The 14,491-nt window shown below is 73.0% G+C and carries 12 protein-coding genes and 2 tRNA genes; 7 read left to right on the forward strand and 7 right to left on the reverse strand.

Going from position 1 to position 14,491, the window contains the following annotated elements; translation table 11 throughout:
- Positions 1-209: 209 nt before the first annotated feature.
- Positions 210-1,277, reverse strand: a complete 1,068-nt coding sequence (locus tag ACF09C_RS19545) for an LLM class flavin-dependent oxidoreductase (protein ID WP_392092757.1) — start codon at positions 1,275-1,277, stop codon at positions 210-212.
- A 130-nt stretch (positions 1,278-1,407) separates the two neighbouring features.
- Between ACF09C_RS19545 and ehuB the strand changes: the two genes are divergently transcribed.
- The 6 genes from ehuB (at position 1,408) to ACF09C_RS19575 (ending at position 5,414) form a co-directional block, all read left to right on the forward strand.
- Positions 1,408-2,274 (forward strand): ectoine/hydroxyectoine ABC transporter substrate-binding protein EhuB, encoded by an 867-nt coding sequence (gene ehuB, locus ACF09C_RS19550; RefSeq protein WP_392092759.1) that lies wholly within the window; start codon positions 1,408-1,410, stop codon positions 2,272-2,274.
- On the forward strand, positions 2,271-2,930 hold the full coding sequence (gene ehuC / locus ACF09C_RS19555) for an ectoine/hydroxyectoine ABC transporter permease subunit EhuC (RefSeq protein ID WP_392092761.1): 660 nt from the start codon (positions 2,271-2,273) through the stop codon (positions 2,928-2,930). The genes ehuB and ehuC overlap by 4 nt, the downstream gene beginning before the upstream one ends.
- Positions 2,927-3,577, forward strand: coding sequence for an ectoine/hydroxyectoine ABC transporter permease subunit EhuD (gene ehuD, locus ACF09C_RS19560; RefSeq protein WP_392092763.1), 651 nt, complete (start codon positions 2,927-2,929; stop codon positions 3,575-3,577). The genes ehuC and ehuD overlap by 4 nt, the downstream gene beginning before the upstream one ends.
- Complete coding sequence (gene ehuA / locus ACF09C_RS19565; RefSeq protein ID WP_392092765.1) at positions 3,567-4,319, forward strand: ectoine/hydroxyectoine ABC transporter ATP-binding protein EhuA; 753 nt, start codon at positions 3,567-3,569, stop codon at positions 4,317-4,319. The genes ehuD and ehuA overlap by 11 nt, the downstream gene beginning before the upstream one ends.
- A 167-nt stretch (positions 4,320-4,486) precedes the next feature.
- Complete coding sequence (locus ACF09C_RS19570; protein WP_362011669.1) at positions 4,487-5,245, forward strand: IclR family transcriptional regulator C-terminal domain-containing protein; 759 nt, start codon at positions 4,487-4,489, stop codon at positions 5,243-5,245.
- Between the two features lie 95 nt (positions 5,246-5,340).
- Positions 5,341-5,414: transfer RNA gene (locus ACF09C_RS19575), tRNA-Lys, on the forward strand.
- Between the two features lie 67 nt (positions 5,415-5,481).
- On the opposite strand, the gene ACF09C_RS19580 is transcribed toward ACF09C_RS19575, so the two are convergent.
- From ACF09C_RS19580 to ACF09C_RS19605, 6 genes are all read right to left on the reverse strand, one after another.
- Positions 5,482-6,138 carry a response regulator gene (locus ACF09C_RS19580; RefSeq protein WP_392093003.1) on the reverse strand — a complete coding sequence of 219 codons (657 nt, stop codon included), beginning with the start codon at positions 6,136-6,138 and terminating at the stop codon, positions 5,482-5,484.
- Complete coding sequence (locus tag ACF09C_RS19585; protein ID WP_392092767.1) at positions 6,075-7,373, reverse strand: sensor domain-containing protein; 1,299 nt, start codon at positions 7,371-7,373, stop codon at positions 6,075-6,077. Before ACF09C_RS19585 ends, ACF09C_RS19580 begins: the two co-directional genes overlap by 64 nt.
- Before the next feature lie 115 nt (positions 7,374-7,488).
- Entirely contained in the window at positions 7,489-9,159 is a 1,671-nt protein-coding gene (locus tag ACF09C_RS19590) for an AMP-binding protein (RefSeq protein ID WP_392092769.1), read from the reverse strand.
- A 25-nt stretch (positions 9,160-9,184) separates the two neighbouring features.
- The gene (locus ACF09C_RS19595; RefSeq protein ID WP_392092771.1) at positions 9,185-9,775 is read right to left on the reverse strand and encodes a lytic polysaccharide monooxygenase; all 591 of its coding nucleotides are present in this window, start codon (positions 9,773-9,775) and stop codon (positions 9,185-9,187) included.
- Between the two features lie 191 nt (positions 9,776-9,966).
- On the reverse strand, positions 9,967-12,432 hold the full coding sequence (locus tag ACF09C_RS19600) for an SPFH domain-containing protein (RefSeq protein ID WP_392092772.1): 2,466 nt from the start codon (positions 12,430-12,432) through the stop codon (positions 9,967-9,969).
- Between the two features lie 24 nt (positions 12,433-12,456).
- Positions 12,457-13,809 carry a peptidoglycan-binding protein gene (locus tag ACF09C_RS19605; RefSeq protein ID WP_392092773.1) on the reverse strand — a complete coding sequence of 451 codons (1,353 nt, stop codon included), beginning with the start codon at positions 13,807-13,809 and terminating at the stop codon, positions 12,457-12,459.
- A 184-nt stretch (positions 13,810-13,993) separates the two neighbouring features.
- On the opposite strand from ACF09C_RS19605, the gene ACF09C_RS19610 reads away from it, so the two are divergent.
- Positions 13,994-14,067: transfer RNA gene (locus ACF09C_RS19610), tRNA-Lys, on the forward strand.
- Positions 14,068-14,491 lie beyond the last annotated feature (424 nt).

A 14,491-nucleotide genomic window follows, 5' to 3' on the forward strand; every position in this document is an offset into this window, starting at 1 on the left:
CTGCGTGAACAGCACGTCAATGGTCTGAACCAGATTAAGGACTAGACCAATTGGCGAGAGAAAACCCTTGTCAGAGCGGTGCAGCACAAAAGCGGACCGCTCGCCACCATGGGTGACGAGCGGTTTAAGGTTCCCTTAGGGGAACGGAGTCGATGGTTCCGGACTGGACCAGCCGGCCGGGGAATCCGCGCCGTGACCGGATCGGAACCTCAGCCCAGATCCGGCATCCCGTAGGCGTCGGCGATCAACTCGTAGCTCCGCAGCCTGGCTTCACCGCCGTGCGCGTTGGCCGTCAGCATCAGCTCGTCGGCCCCCGTGCGCTTGCGCAGATCGTCCAGACCGGTCCGCACCTCCTCCGGCGTGCCGAAGACGATGTTCGCGAGCCAGCTCGCCACGAACTCCCGCTCCGTCGGGCTGTAGGGGTACGCCTCCGCCTCCTCGGGCGTCGGGATCAGACCGGGCCTGCCGGTGCGCAGCCGCAGCATCGACAGCGCGCCCGTGAGGACCTGGCGGCGGGCCTCCTCGGCGTCCTCGTGGGCGAGCGCGGAGACGCCGATGAGCGCGTACGGCGCGTCGAGCACCTCCGAGGGGCGGAAGGAGTCCCGGTAGAGGTCGAGCGCCGGGATCGTGTTCTGGGCGGAGAAGTGGTGGGCGAAGGCGAATGGCAGGCCGAGCGTGCCGGCGAGCCGCGCGCTGAAGCCGGAGGAGCCGAGCAGCCAGATCGGCGGCCGGCCCGCGGGCCCCTGCACCGGTCCTGGCACGGCGTGGATCCTGCCGTACGGATGCCCGTCGGGGAAGTCGTCGTCCAGGAATCGCGTCAACTCGGCGAGCTGCTGCGGAAAGTCGTCCGCGCCCTCGTTCAGGGTCCGGGTCCTGCGCAGCGCGGCGGCCGTGCCGCCGTCGGTGCCGGGCGCGCGGCCGAGACCGAGGTCGACGCGGCCTGGCGCGAAGGCCTCCAGCGTGCCGAACTGCTCGGCGATCACCAGCGGGGCGTGGTTGGGCAGCATGACCCCGCCCGAGCCGAGCCGGATGCGGCGGGTGTGGGCGGCGAGGTGGGCCAGGATCACGGCCGGCGAGGAGGAGGCGACGCCGGGCATCGAGTGGTGCTCGGCGACCCAGTGGCGGTGGTAGCCGCGGCGCTCGGCGAGCTTGCCGATCTCGACGCTGGTGGCCAGCGCCTGGCTCGCGGTCCGGCCGCTGCCGACGGTCACCAGGTCCAGTACGGACAGCGGCACGGGCGAGTCCCCGTGTGCCGTGCCCCGAATCGCGTCGCTCACCGTGTGCCGACCCTTCTGCTCATGACGTAGGTACTCTCCAGCAGAACAGGAGGCTGTCTCCGGTTATTCCGGCCGCCGCACATCCCGGCCGACAGGAATGAGCCGTTCGGCTCCGGGTAGCCGCGCGCCCATGCCTCGATCAACGAAACAGATACGACGGCGGACGGTGCTGTGGGGGACGGCGGCCGCCGCCACGACGGCGGCGGCCGGGTGCGCCCGGGTCGCCTCCGGCGACACCCTCGGCCGGCTCAGATCCCAGGGCACCGTCCGCCTCGGCATCGCGGGCGAGGTGCCGTACGGCTACGTCGACGAGCAGGGCGCCTTCACGGGCGAGGCCCCCGAGCTGGCCCGGGTGATCTTCGGGCGGCTCGGCATCCGGGACGTCCAGCCGGTGGCCACCGACTTCGCCTCGCTCATCCCGGGGCTCGGCTCACAGCAGTTCGACGTCGTCTCGGCCGGGATGTACATCAACAAGGAGCGCTGCGCGCAGGTGGTCTTCGCCGACCCCGAGTACCAGATGCTCGACGCCTTCATCGTCCCCAAGGGCAACCCGAAGAACCTCCGCGGTTACGAGGACGCGGTGCGCGCCGGGGCCCGCTTCGCGACCGGCAGCGGCTACGCCCAGCTCGCCTACGCGGTCGCCGCCGGGTACCCGGAGAAGGACATCGTGATCCTCCAGGACCAGGTCGCCGGCCTCAACGCGGTCGAGTCCGGCCGCGTCGACGTCTTCGCCGGCACCGCCCTGACCGCCCGCTCGGTGGTCCGCAGGTCCGCCAAGGCGGAGGCCACCGCGCCCTTCGCCGCCGTCGTCGACGGCGAGAAGAAGATCGACGGCGGCGGCTTCGCCTTCCGCCCCACCGACACCGCGCTGCGGGACGCCTTCAACACCGAGCTGCACCGCATGAAGAAGAGCGGCGAACTCTTCCGCATCATGCGGCGCTTCGGCTTCTCCGAGGCCGAGATGACCACGCTGACCGCCGAGGAGCTGTGCCGATGACCGCCGGACTCTGGCAGAACTGGGTCCTGCCCGGCATCTGGATCACCCTCCAGCTCCTGATCGCCTCCACCGCGCTCGCCGCCGTGGTCGCCTTCGCCGTCGGCACCGCCCGCACCCACCGCTCCCGCGCCGTCCGCTTCCTGGCCGGGCTCTACACCGAGGTCTTCCGCGGCACCTCCGCGCTGATCCTGATGTTCTGGCTGTTCTTCGTCCTGCCGCCGCTGGTCGGCTGGCAGCTCGTCCCGATGTGGGCGGCGATCCTCGCGCTCGGCCTGTCCTACGGGGCGTACGGCGCCGAGATCGTGCGGGGCGCCCTGAACGCCGTACCCGAGGCGCAGCGCGAGGCGGGGGTCGCGCTCAGCTTCACGCCCTGGCAGCGGCTGCGGCTCGTCCTGCTGCCACAGGCCGTGCCCGAGATGATCCCGTCCTTCTGCAATCTGCTGGTCGAGCTGCTCAAGGGCACCGCCCTGGTCTCGCTGCTCGGCGTCGGGGACGTCTCCTTCGCCGCGTACCTGGTCCGGCTCGCGACCCAGGAGAGCGGCGGGATCTACACCGTCACCCTGCTCGTGTACTTCGTGATCGCGCTGGTGATCACCCGTTCCATGAAGGCGCTGGAGAGGCGCACCAAGGCGAACCTGGGGGTGGTGGCCAAGTGAACTGGGACTGGTCCGCGGTGGTGGACTTCCTGCCGCGCTTCCTGGACGGGGTGCTCGTCACCCTCCAGGTCCTCGCGCTCGGCTCGCTGATCTCGTTCTCGCTCGGCCTGGTCTGGGCGCTCGGGTTCGGGGCGCGCAGCCGTCCGGTGCGCTGGCCGGTGCGGGCGGTGACCGAGTTCGTCCGCACGACCCCGCTGCTCGTGCAGCTCTTCTTCCTCTTCTTCGTGCTGCCGGAGTGGGGCGTGCAGCTCTCCGCCCTGGCCACCGGCACGCTCGCGATCGGGCTGCACTACTCGACGTACACCGCGCAGGTCTACCGGGCCGGCATCGACGCCGTGCCGGTCGGGCAGTGGGAGGCGGCGAAGGCGCTGAGCCTGCCGCGCCACCGGACCTGGCTGACGGTGATCCTGCCGCAGGCCCTGCGCCGGGTCACGCCCGCGCTGGGCAACTACGTCATCGCGATGCTGAAGGACACCCCGATCCTGGCCGGAATCGGCGTCCTCGAACTCCTCCAGCAGACCCGTCTGGAGTCCGCCGCCACCTTCCAGTACACCGAGCCGCTCACCGTGATCGGGGTGGCCTTTGTCCTGATCGCGTATCCCGCTTCCCTGCTCGTCCGCACTCTGGAGCGCCGCCTTGCCCACTGACACCGTCCACGACCTCATCCGATTCGAGAACGTCAGCAAGCGGTTCGGGGACCAGACGGTCCTCGACGACCTCAACTTCTCCGTGCGTCCCGGCAAGCACGTGACGCTGATCGGACCCTCCGGTTCCGGAAAGACGACGATCCTCCGGCTTCTGATGACCTTGGAGAAGCCCGACGCCGGCACCATCCGGGTCAACGGAGGGAAGCTCCACCCGGCGGACGAGAAGCACCGCCGCGAGGTGCGGAAGAAGATCGGCATGGTCTTCCAGCACTTCCACCTCTTCCCCCACATGTCCGTCCTGCGCAACATCACCGAGGCGCCGGTCCGCACGCTCGGCAGGAGCCGCGAGGAGGCCGAGGCCCGGGCGCGGGAGCTGCTCGACCTGGTCGGTCTGGCGGACAAGTACGAGGCCAGGCCCGCGCAGTTGTCCGGCGGGCAGCAGCAGCGGGTGGCCATCGCGCGGGCGCTCGCGATGGAGCCGAAGGTGCTCCTGCTCGACGAGGTGACGTCCGCGCTCGACCCGGAGCTGGTGGCCGGCGTCCTCGATCTGCTCCGGGAGATCGCGTCGACGACCGACATCACCATGGTCTGTGTGACGCACGAGATGAACTTCGCCCGGGACATCTCGGACGAGGTCCTGATGTTCGACGCGGGACGGGTGATCGAGTCCGGTTCTCCGGAAAAAATCTTCTCGGCTCCGGAGCAGGCGCGTACCCGCGAGTTCCTCGGCGCGGTGCTCTGACCTGAGGCTCTCGTAAGGTTCTTTGACTATGGCATATGCCAAGGTGATGCGCCCCAGCGTACGGGGCCGGGGAGCCGCCATAATCTCGCCAACAGCCGCCCCGAAAACGGAGCTTGACGGCTATCGTGGTACGGAAGCTTGCGGTCACAACCTGGTAGGGGGAAACCGTGGCGCTGAAGCCCGAGCCCACTGCGCCGTTCCACTCGGTGCAATACGCCCTGCGCGTCCTTGAGACGGTGTCACGGCACGGTGGCGGGGTGACGGACGTCCAGATCGCTCGTGAGACCGGTCTGCCCGTCGCCCATCTGTCCTCCCTGCTGCTCATGCTCCGTCGCGAGGGTTACGTCGAGCAGGTCGCCGACGGCGCCTATGTCATCGGCGACTCCCTGGTCCTCCTCGGCTCCGGCCTCACCCGCCGCGAGGCGCTGGAGGGCAAGCTCCAGGAGACGCTGACCGAGCTGCGCGACTCCGTCGGCGCCGCGGTGTACATCAGCCGGTACATCGACGGTGAGGTGAAGATCACCCAGTTCGCCGACGGGCCGCGCACGCCCAAGGTCAACGAGTGGGTGGACTTCCGCTCGGCCGCGCACGCGAGCGCGGTCGGCAAGTGCCTGCTGACCCAGCTGGACCAGAACGGCAGGCGGGACCACCTCTCGCGGCACAAGATCGCCCGGCTCACGTCCCGGACGATCACCAACGAGAAGGTGCTCTTCTCCAAGCTGGACAGCCAGCCGGCGACGGTCCCGGTGCTCGACCTCCAGGAGTACGCGGTGGGCACGGTCTGCGCGGCGGTGCCGCTGACGGCCGGCGCGGCCGTGGGCTGCCTGGCCCTCTCGCTGCCGATCGAGCACGCCCACCGGCTGCGCGCGGCGGCCGACACGCTGAACCGCCGGGCCGCTCCGGTGGTGCTCTCGCTGGCGATCTGAGCAGGTCGGCGCCGTGCGGAGCGGTGCGACCCGGTCCTCAGGGGTGGTGGTCAGAACCACCCCCGGGGACCAGGTAGTATTTTCTCTGTCAGCAGGCGCCGCTAGCTCAGTTGGTTAGAGCAGCTGACTCTTAATCAGCGGGTCCGGGGTTCGAGTCCCTGGCGGCGCACAGACGGAAGAAGCCCCTCGCGGAAGCGGGGGGCTTCTTCGTGTCCTCCCGCGTGTCCCGGGAGGCGTCAGGCCCTGAGGTAGGTGAGCACGGCCAGGACCCGGCGGTGGGTCTCCTCGGCCGGGGGCAGGTCCAGCTTCCCCAGGATGTTGCCGATGTGCTTGCCGACGGCCGCCTCGGTGACGACGAGCCGGCGGGCGATCTCCCCGTTGGAGTGCCCCTCGGCGACCAGACCGAGCACCTCGCGCTCGCGCGGGGTCAGCGCCTCCAGCGGATCGCGGCGGCGGCGCAGCAGCTGCCGGACGACCTCGGGGTCCACGACCGTGCCGCCGTCGGCGACCCGGAGGAGGGCGTCCTCGAACTCCTCCACCTGCCCGACCCGGTCCTTCAGGAGGTAGCCGACGCCCGTTCCGTCGCCGGTGTCGAGCAGGTCGGCGGCGTAGCTGCGCTGCACGTACTGGCTGAGGACGAGGACCGGCAGGCCGGGGCGCTCGGCGCGCAGCGCGATGGCCGCGCGGAGACCCTCGTCCTGGAAGCCGGGCGGCATCCGTACGTCGGTGACGACGATGTCCGGGTCGTGCTCGGCGACGGCGGTACGCAGGGAGTCCGCGTCGCCGACGGCGGCGACGACCTCGTGGCCGAACCGGGCGAGCAGACCGATCAGGCCCTCGCGGAGGAGGACGCTGTCCTCGGCGAGGACGACGCGGAGGGCTCGGACAGCGATCGGCACGGGATCTCCACTCGTAGGACGGTCGGCCCGCCCGGCGGGCTCATGATCGTCAGTGTGCCATCGAGGACGGCGAGCCGGTCGGCGAGTCCGGTGAGCCCGGTGCCCCGTCCCGGGTCGGCGCCGCCGCGCCCGTCGTCCTCGACCGTGAGGGTCAGGGAGCCCGCGTACCGGGCGGTGAGGGTCGCGCGGGTCGCGCCGCTGTGCCGGCCGATGTTGGCCAGGGCCTCGCAGACGGCGAAGTAGCCGGCGCTCTCCACGGCGGTGGGCAGCCGGGGCAGGTCGATGTCGGTGGTGACGGGGACGGCCGAGCGGTCGGCGGCGTCGGTGAGGGCCGCGCCGAGGCCGTAGTCGGCGAGGACCTGCGGGTGGATGCCGTGGATGAGTTCGCGCAGCTCGGTCAGGACCCGGCCGGCCTCGTCGTGGGCCCGGGCGAGCTGGTCGGCGAGCGGTCCGGGCGGGGCGTCGAGCCGGGCGATCCCCAGGGTCATGGTGAGGGCCACGAGCCGCTGCTGGGCGCCGTCGTGGAGATCGCGTTCGATCCGCCGCCGCTCGGCCTCGAAGCCGTCGACGAGCCGGGCCCGGGAGGCGGTGACCTCGCCGATGCGCTCGCGCAGCTCGGCCTCGCGGGGCGCGAGCAGCGCCCGGCTCAGCGCGGCGCGGGCTCCGGCGAGCGCGGCGAGCGGGTAGAGCAGGGCGACGAGGAGCACCGCCCCGAGGAGGGCGGCCGCGAAGGCCTGCGGGTAGGAGGTGACCAGGAACGCCTTGACGACCTTGGCCTCCTGGCCGTCGACGGCGAGCTGGACGGGCGCGGTCATGAGGGCCGCGGGCAGACCGAGGGCGACGGCGAGGACGATCAGGTCGAGCGGCCACAGGACGGTGGCGTGCAGGACGGCGTACGCCGACTCCCGCCAGGTCGCCTGCTCCCGGACACGGACCCGGAGCCAGGCCGCGAGCCCGGGAGCGTCGGGGACCCGGTGCGGGTCGGCGGCCGGGTCGAGGTCGACGAGCCGGAGCCGCCGTCGTTCGAGACCGCCGAGGGCGACCCCGGCGAGGAGGAGCAGCGGGAGCCCGACAAGCAGCAGTGAGAAGAGGACGAGCACAAGGAGGACGAGGAGCGCGGGCACCCCGGTCAGCACCCCGGTCGCCAGATACCCGGCCGACCGCCAGGGCCAGCCGGTCCGCGGATACCGGGCCCGGGTGAGGGCCTGCCAGGGGGTTCGGGGCGTCATGGGGTTCACGGTAGGCGGCGGCCTCAGGCCGCGGCCATCGGTCTGGCGGGCGTACGAGGGGTAGGTCTGGCCCTACCTGCCGCGCGCCACGTCGACGCGTTCCGCCGAGACCGGGCTACCCGGCGGCGCCCGGACCCTGGGGCGAGCGGCCCTGGGCCTCGTACGCCGACCGCAGTCCGGTGAGCGCCTCCGGGGTCAGCACTTCGTACGGGGCCCCCGGCGCCGGGCGCCACCAGACCGGGTCCGCGCAGAGGAAGGACTCCCGGCGCAGGGCCACGCGGTGGATCTTGTTCGTGGCGGTCAGGGGGAGCTTCGGGACGACCCGTACGAAGCGCGGCGGCATCTTGGTGCCCAGGTCCGGCTGGGCGGCGAGGAACTCCGCGAACGCGGCCGGGTCGAAGGCGGCGCCCTCGCGCAGGGCGACGGCCGCCATCACCTGGTCCCCGGCGACCGGGTCGGGTATCGCGTAGACGGCGACGCCCGCGGACCGCTCCCAGCGGGAGAGGATCTGCTCGATCACGGCCGCGGCGAGGTTCTCGCTGTCGACCCGCAGCCGGTCGTCCGTACGCCCCGCGAAGTAGAGGAAGCCGTCGGCGTCCCGGTAGAAGAGGTCGCCGGTCCAGTACCAGCCGTCGCGGCACCGGGCGGCCTCCGCCTCGGGGTTGCGCCAGTAGCCCTCGAAGGGGGTCCGGCCCCGGTTGACCAGTTCGCCGATCGCGGCGGAGGCGTTGAGGAGCCGGCCCTCGGGCGAGAGGACGGCGGGGGCGCACTCCTCCCCCGTCGCCGCGTCCACCACCGCCAGGTCGTCCCCCGGCGCCGCCCGCCCGATCGCGCCGGGCGGGGTGTCCGGGGTACGCGGGATCGCCGCGCCGCCCTCCGAGGAGCCGTAGCCCTCGACGAGCCTGGCCCCGAAGCGGGCCTCGAACCGGGCCGCGTCCACCGCCCCCGCCTCCGTGCCGAAGCCGAGCCGCAGCGGGTGCGCGCGGTCGTCCGGGTGGGGCGGGGTGGCAAGGAGGTACTGGACGGCCCGGCCGACGTAGGTGAAGTAGATCGCGCCGAACTCCCGCACGTCGGAGAGGAAACCGGAGGCCGAGAAGCGGTCCCGCAGCGCGACGGAGGCGCCGGCGGCGAGCGCCGGGGCCCAGTCCGCGATGACCGCGTTGCCGTGGAACATCGGCATGCAGATGTAGTGGACGTCCTCGGGTCCCACCCCGAACTGGGCGACGAGCGAGCGCCCCGCGGCCGCGAGCCGGCGCTGGCTGCAGATCGCCGCCTTGGGCGCGCCCGTCGAACCGGAGGTGAAGTAGAGCAGCATCCGGCTGTCGGGCCGCACGGGACGGACGACGGCCTCGCCCGGTTTCGCGCCCTCGTAGGGGGTCAGCAGCTCCCGGTAGGCGTCGGTGTCGGTGACCAGGACGCGCACGCCCGGCAGCGGAAGCCCGTCGAGCAGGGGAAGGTGCGCCCGCTGGGTCACCAGGACCCGGCAGTCGGTGTGCGTGATGTCGCGGGCCAGCTCGGCGCCGCGCCGGGTGGGGTTGATGCCCGCGACGGCGGCCCCCGCGAGGGCCGCCGCGCTGAGCCAGAGCGGGAATTCCGGTGTGTTGTCGAGGAGTACCCCGAGGTGCGGCTCGGCACCCCGGGGCAGCAGATCGACGAGGAGCGCGGCCCGTGCGGCGGCCCCGGCGGCGACCTGGTGATGGCTGAGGACCCTGTCCCGCGCCCTCAGGCCGACCCGGTGGTCGCCCCACTGCCTCCGCACGAGCTCCGCCACGGTGGGTTCCGTCATACGCCGGACGGTAACTGACGTAGCGTCAGAACTGAACGTCCGAACAGGCGTAGAACGCGTTCCCGGTGTCCGCGATCGTCCAGACCGCCAGGATCAGATGGCGTCCGGTCTTGCCCGCCGGGATGGTCCCGGCGTGCGAGAGCGTGGCCGGCGGCTGCGCGTTGTTGTACGGGACGGTGAGGAACGGCTGGGGATCGAGGGCCGCCCTCGTGAGCTTCTGGGTGCCGTTCCACCCGTTCTTGGTGATGTAGTACTTGAAGTCGGTGGTGCTGTGCCGGGCGGTGAACTGCCAGCGGAAGGTGTGGCTCTGGCCCGCCGTGAGCCTGGTGGTGGGCCAGGCGCCGCCCCGCGGGTCGTCGAGCTCGGCGAACCGGGAGTTCCCGCCGGCGCAGATCGTGGCGTCGGCGGGTCCGGCGCCGGGGAAGCCCTTGAGGCCCTCGACCGACTGCGGCTCCCACTGGATGCCGCCGCAGTTGGTCACGGTGCCGTTGGCGCAGAGCTTCTGACGACTGATCGGGGAGTCGGTGTATCCGTGGCTGGAGGCGCTGCTCGTGGCGAAGAGTGAGGCGCCGGCGACGCCGAGCGCCACCGCCGCCACGCCTATCTTTTTGCGCATGCTGTCGCTCCTGTTGAACGTGGGGGAGTTCCGAGCCGTGCTGCACGCGTGCGGAGGGTGGTGCGTGTGCGGTCGTGCGTGTGCGGTCGTGCCTGTGCGGTCGTGCTTGCGCTTGCGCTTGTGCGGTAGTGCCTATTCCGGTCTAGACCAAGTACCAAGGTATTGACGGAAGTTGAGCATGTCCAGAGCGCTCACGCGCCTTCGACGGGACCGGTCCGGCCGGTGTAGAACGCCACCGTCAGGTCCTTGACCAGCGCCTTGCGCTCGTAGTCGTCCAGCTCGACCAGACCACGTGTGGTCAGCCGGTGGACCACGTCGTCCACCGCGTCCACGACGGAGGTCAGCACGCTGTCCCGGTGCTTGGCGTCGATCGCCGCGATCCGACGGCGCTGCATCGCCGCCGCGATCTCGGGGGCGTACTCGATCCGGGTCGGCTGCGCCGAGAACACGTCGATGCCGACCGGGGCGCACTCGGCGGAGAGCATCCGGGTCAGCGCCTCGCCGACGGCCTCCGCGTCGCGCAGGGTCGGGGCGTCCTCGTGGAAGGCGTCGGCCGGGAGCTGGGAGAGGACCCGGGCCATCGCCGCCTCGACCTGCTCGCGCAGGTACTCCTCGTGCCCCTCGACGCCGAGCGCGGCGCGGACGGTGTCCCGGATGCGCCAGACGACGAGGACGACGACATGGAGGGCGGTGCCCTTGGCGTCGACGGAGGAGAGCGGCTCGCTGCGCCAGTGGCGGAGCCTGACGTCGACCCGGCGGCGCAGCAGGAGCGGGCTGGTCCAGACGAGACCGGTACGGCGGACGGTCCCTCGGTAGTCGCCGAAGAGCGTGAGGACCCAGGCGTAGCCGACCCGGCCGCGGCCGAGACCGCCGAGAGCGAACAGGGTGGCCAGCACGCCGAGGGCGAGCAGCGCCCACTGGCCGAGGTGGATGCCCTGGTACGGGCGCGGGGGCAGCCGGAGCATCCGCGCGAGCTGATCCGGCACGGCCCCGGTCCACCAGAGGACGGCGGCGCACCCCGTGAGCGCGAGGACCCCGCCGAGGACCCCGATCCACCCGGGCAGCACCGCCCCGTCCCGCTCGACCAGCTTGGGGTCGGCGGTGGGCGCGGGGCGGGAGGCCTTGGGCCGCGTGGGCGCGGGGATGGTGGCCTTGCCCTTGGCCTTGGCCTTGGCGGGCGGGGTGGGGGGCGACATGGCGACGGTGGCGGGGCCGCCGTCGTCCTCGCCCGTGTCGGCCTCGGCGCCGGCAACGGGCTCGGGCTGGTCGCGGAAGAGCAGGTGCACGGGGATCGACCCGGTGGTCTCGGCCCCGATCACGTTCTTCCGCCGCACCAGGGGCCGCGCAAGGACCTGGGGCTCGACGGAGGCGGTGGCGACGGGGACCTCGGCCGCCACGGGCAGGGCCACGACCCCGACCTCTCCGCGCACGATCCGCCGCAGATCGGCGGCCGGGGCCGGGGCGGGGGTGACGGGGGAGGTGGGCAGGGGGCCCGGCTTGGGTGCGGGTGCGGGTGCGACCGGGGTGGCGGGGGTCGGTGCGCCGGGGCTCGTGGGCAGCGGGGCCGGCGCGGGCGAGGGTGCGGCGGAGGTGGAGGCGGGGGCACCGACGGGGGCGGTGGCGGCGACCGTGCCACGCTCGGCGGCCGTGCCACGTGGGGCGGTGGCGGCGGGGGCGCTCGCCGCGACGGGCTCACGCGCCGGACCGCCGCCGCGCGGGGCGGTGGCGGCGCTCGCCGCGACGGGCTCACGCGCCGGAGCGCGCGCCACTCCCGGCTCGGGTGCCACCCATTGCGCGGCCGAAGGCGTCGCGCCGACGGCACCCGCCAGGCGGAACCGGAACCCCGCCGCCCCGGAACGGGAGCTGCCCGGCGTGCGGGTGGCGCCGGAGATGCCAGCGGCACCGGAGAGGCCAGCCGCACCGGAGACACCGGGAGCGCTCGGGACAGCGGGGGTGACCGAGACACCGGGAGCGGCCGAGGCACCAGGGGTGACCGAGACACCGGGGGTGACCGAGGCACCGGGAGCGGCCGAGCCCCCAGGGGCGGCCGAGACACCGGGAGCGGCCGAAACACCGGGGGTGCCTGAGACGCCGGGGGTGCCCGAGGCGCCGAGCGGTTCGGAAGCCCCCGAGGGGCGCGGCCCATGACGGCCTGTCACCGCACTGGCTCCGCCGGTGTCGCTCCCGGGGCGAGGCGAGCCGGCGCGCGGCTCCGACTCCCCCGGAGCCGGCGCGTCCGAGTCGACCGCACCCGGCGCGGACGGCGGGGACGGCGGGGACGGCGCCGCGCCCGTGACGGACGGGGCCGACGGGGCCGAGCCCGTCGGCGACGCGGCAGCGGCTCCCGGGCCCGCGGGCGTCACGACCGCCGTGCCCGGGTCCTGAGCCGGGGTGGCACCCGGCGGGGCCGTGACCACCTCGGACGCCGCGGAGGCCGTGACCGCCCCGGCCCGCTCCGGGCCGCCCGGCTCCGGACCGCCGCGCGCCTGCCCGGCCTCCCGTTCGGCGGACGCGCCCTCGGGGTGCTCCGCGCCCGGCTCCGGCGGGTGACCCGCCGGTCTCGCGGCGCGCGGCTCCGTCGACAGACGGCGGGCCGTCCGGGCCGCGTCACGGCTGGCCGCCGCTCCCGAGTCCGGGTTGGGGGTCGTTGCGGTCATGGAGTCCACCTCATGCTCTCGGGGTCATCGGAACAAGCGCCGCCAGGTCTCCGGGCCCGGGTAGCCGTCGGCCGCGCCGCCGCGCCATCCCTGTGCCCGCTGGAACGCCTCGACATTGCGACGGTCCGCCTCGCTCCAGCGCGGACCGGGACCCGACAGGTAGTGCTTGCCGTAGCCCCGCTTCACCAGCTGTTTGCCCAGCTTCTCCACATATGCGTTGGATTGGCCCGGACGGAAGTAGCCACGCCCGGGAAAGCCCGGCACATTCGCGCTCGAACCCCCCGAACCACTCGAACCGCCGATGCTCCGCCCCTGGCCCGACACCAGCAGGCGCCAGGTCTGCGGCCCCGGCATCCCGTCCGCCTCCGCGCCCTTCCAGCCCTGCGCCTGCTGGAACGCCTGCGTCGCCCGCCGGTCGGCCTCGCCCCAGCGCGGGCCGGGGCCCTGGCTGTAGTACTTCTTGCCGCCGCGCTGCACGAGCAGCTTCCCGAGCTGGGTGACGTACGCGTTGTTCGCGCCGGTCCCGAACATCTCCGGGCCCGGGTACGGCGTGGCCTGCGTGGCCGAGCCGGCTCCGCCGCTGCCACCGCTCACGACACCCTTGTAGCGGTAGGCGACGTAGCGGTCGGAGTTGTTCCAGTACGCCAGCGGCGTCGCCTGGCGGCGGGTCCGCGGCTTGGTCTGCTCGTACGCGATGTACGAGGTGTGGGTGTAGTCGGTCCAGCCGCCGAAGATCGTGACGTGCGAGCCCTTGGTCGGGTTGGCCGGGTTGTGGAAGAGCAGGATGTCGCCGGGCTGCAGCTCGGTGCGGTCGATCTTCTCGCCGAAGCGGTCCAGGCTGCCGGTCCACTCGTTGCCGCGCAGGTTCCACGCCATCGAGATGTAGCCGGAGCAGTCCTGGCGGTAGCCGTCGGTCCAGTACCGCTCCATCGAGTACGGGACCTGGGCGCTCACCCAGCGCTTGGCGCGGTTGATGATCTCGGCCCGGGTGCTCTTCCGCAGGGACTCGGTGGCGATCTGACTGTTCGTCGGGGTAGCGCCGGTGGCCGGCCGGCCCCCGGGCCCGGGGGCTCCGTGCAGCGGACCCGCGCCGCCCTGCGGTGTGTCGTCGGCCGGGCCTGCGGCGTCCAGGTCCGTGAGCAGCCCGGTCGGCGCGACCGGTCCGTCCGACGGCAGGGCAAGCGCGCTCGCGCCCCCGCCGCCGAGCACCACGCCCGCCGCGGTCACCAGGACCAGCGCGCGGCGCGCCCCGTGCGCCGCGGGATGGCCGCCCGCGCGCACGGGCAGCCCCAGGACGAGGTCACGCCGCTGCTGGGCGCAGCCCGCGCAGCCGCAGTCGGCGGCGGGCTCGAACTCCTCGAAGACCGGCACACTCATGCGATTCCCCTCCACACTCGTCAAGATCTTTTGACCCTTGGGTACGGGCGTCAGTGTCTCAACTGTCTGGACAAATCGCATTTTGACGGATCGAAGACCTGATACGACCATCCGACAGGCCGGGAGGGGCCGGTATTGGTCAGGAGCACCCCTGGACGTCGGGTAGAGTTATCCAGGTCAGCAGGCGCCGCTAGCTCAGTTGGTTAGAGCAGCTGACTCTTAATCAGCGGGTCCGGGGTTCGAGTCCCTGGCGGCGCACGCGCGATCGAGGCCCCCTCACCGATGGTGAGGGGGCCTCGATCTTTTCCCCGTCCGGATCGCGACTGCGCTCCGTAGCCCCTCGGTCACGTTCCGGCCAGTCCGGCCGCGCGGCGCAAGCGCCCCCAACCGCTCATCCCGGCTGGCCGGTTGGCTGTCCGGCGGCCTGACCCCCGTACGGAACCAGTCGATCTTCGCGCGGCGGAACCGTGATCCGGGCCGGAGCCGGAGGCCCGTTCTAGAGTTGCGGAACCCGAACCTCCCGCGCCGGCGCCGGGCTCCTCCCGCGGCCCGCGTGCCCGCGGTCGAGGCCGGCCCGGCCGTCGGGTCGCGCGCGCAGCGGTCCGCCGGCCGGGCACGGTGATCAGCGTCGCCGCGACGTCAGGCCGCACCCGCCCCGCTCACTCACGCCCCCGCCCCGCTC

The organism is Streptomyces sp. NPDC014870 (assembly GCF_043081505.1).
In the GTDB taxonomy this organism is placed as follows: domain Bacteria; phylum Actinomycetota; class Actinomycetes; order Streptomycetales; family Streptomycetaceae; genus Streptomyces.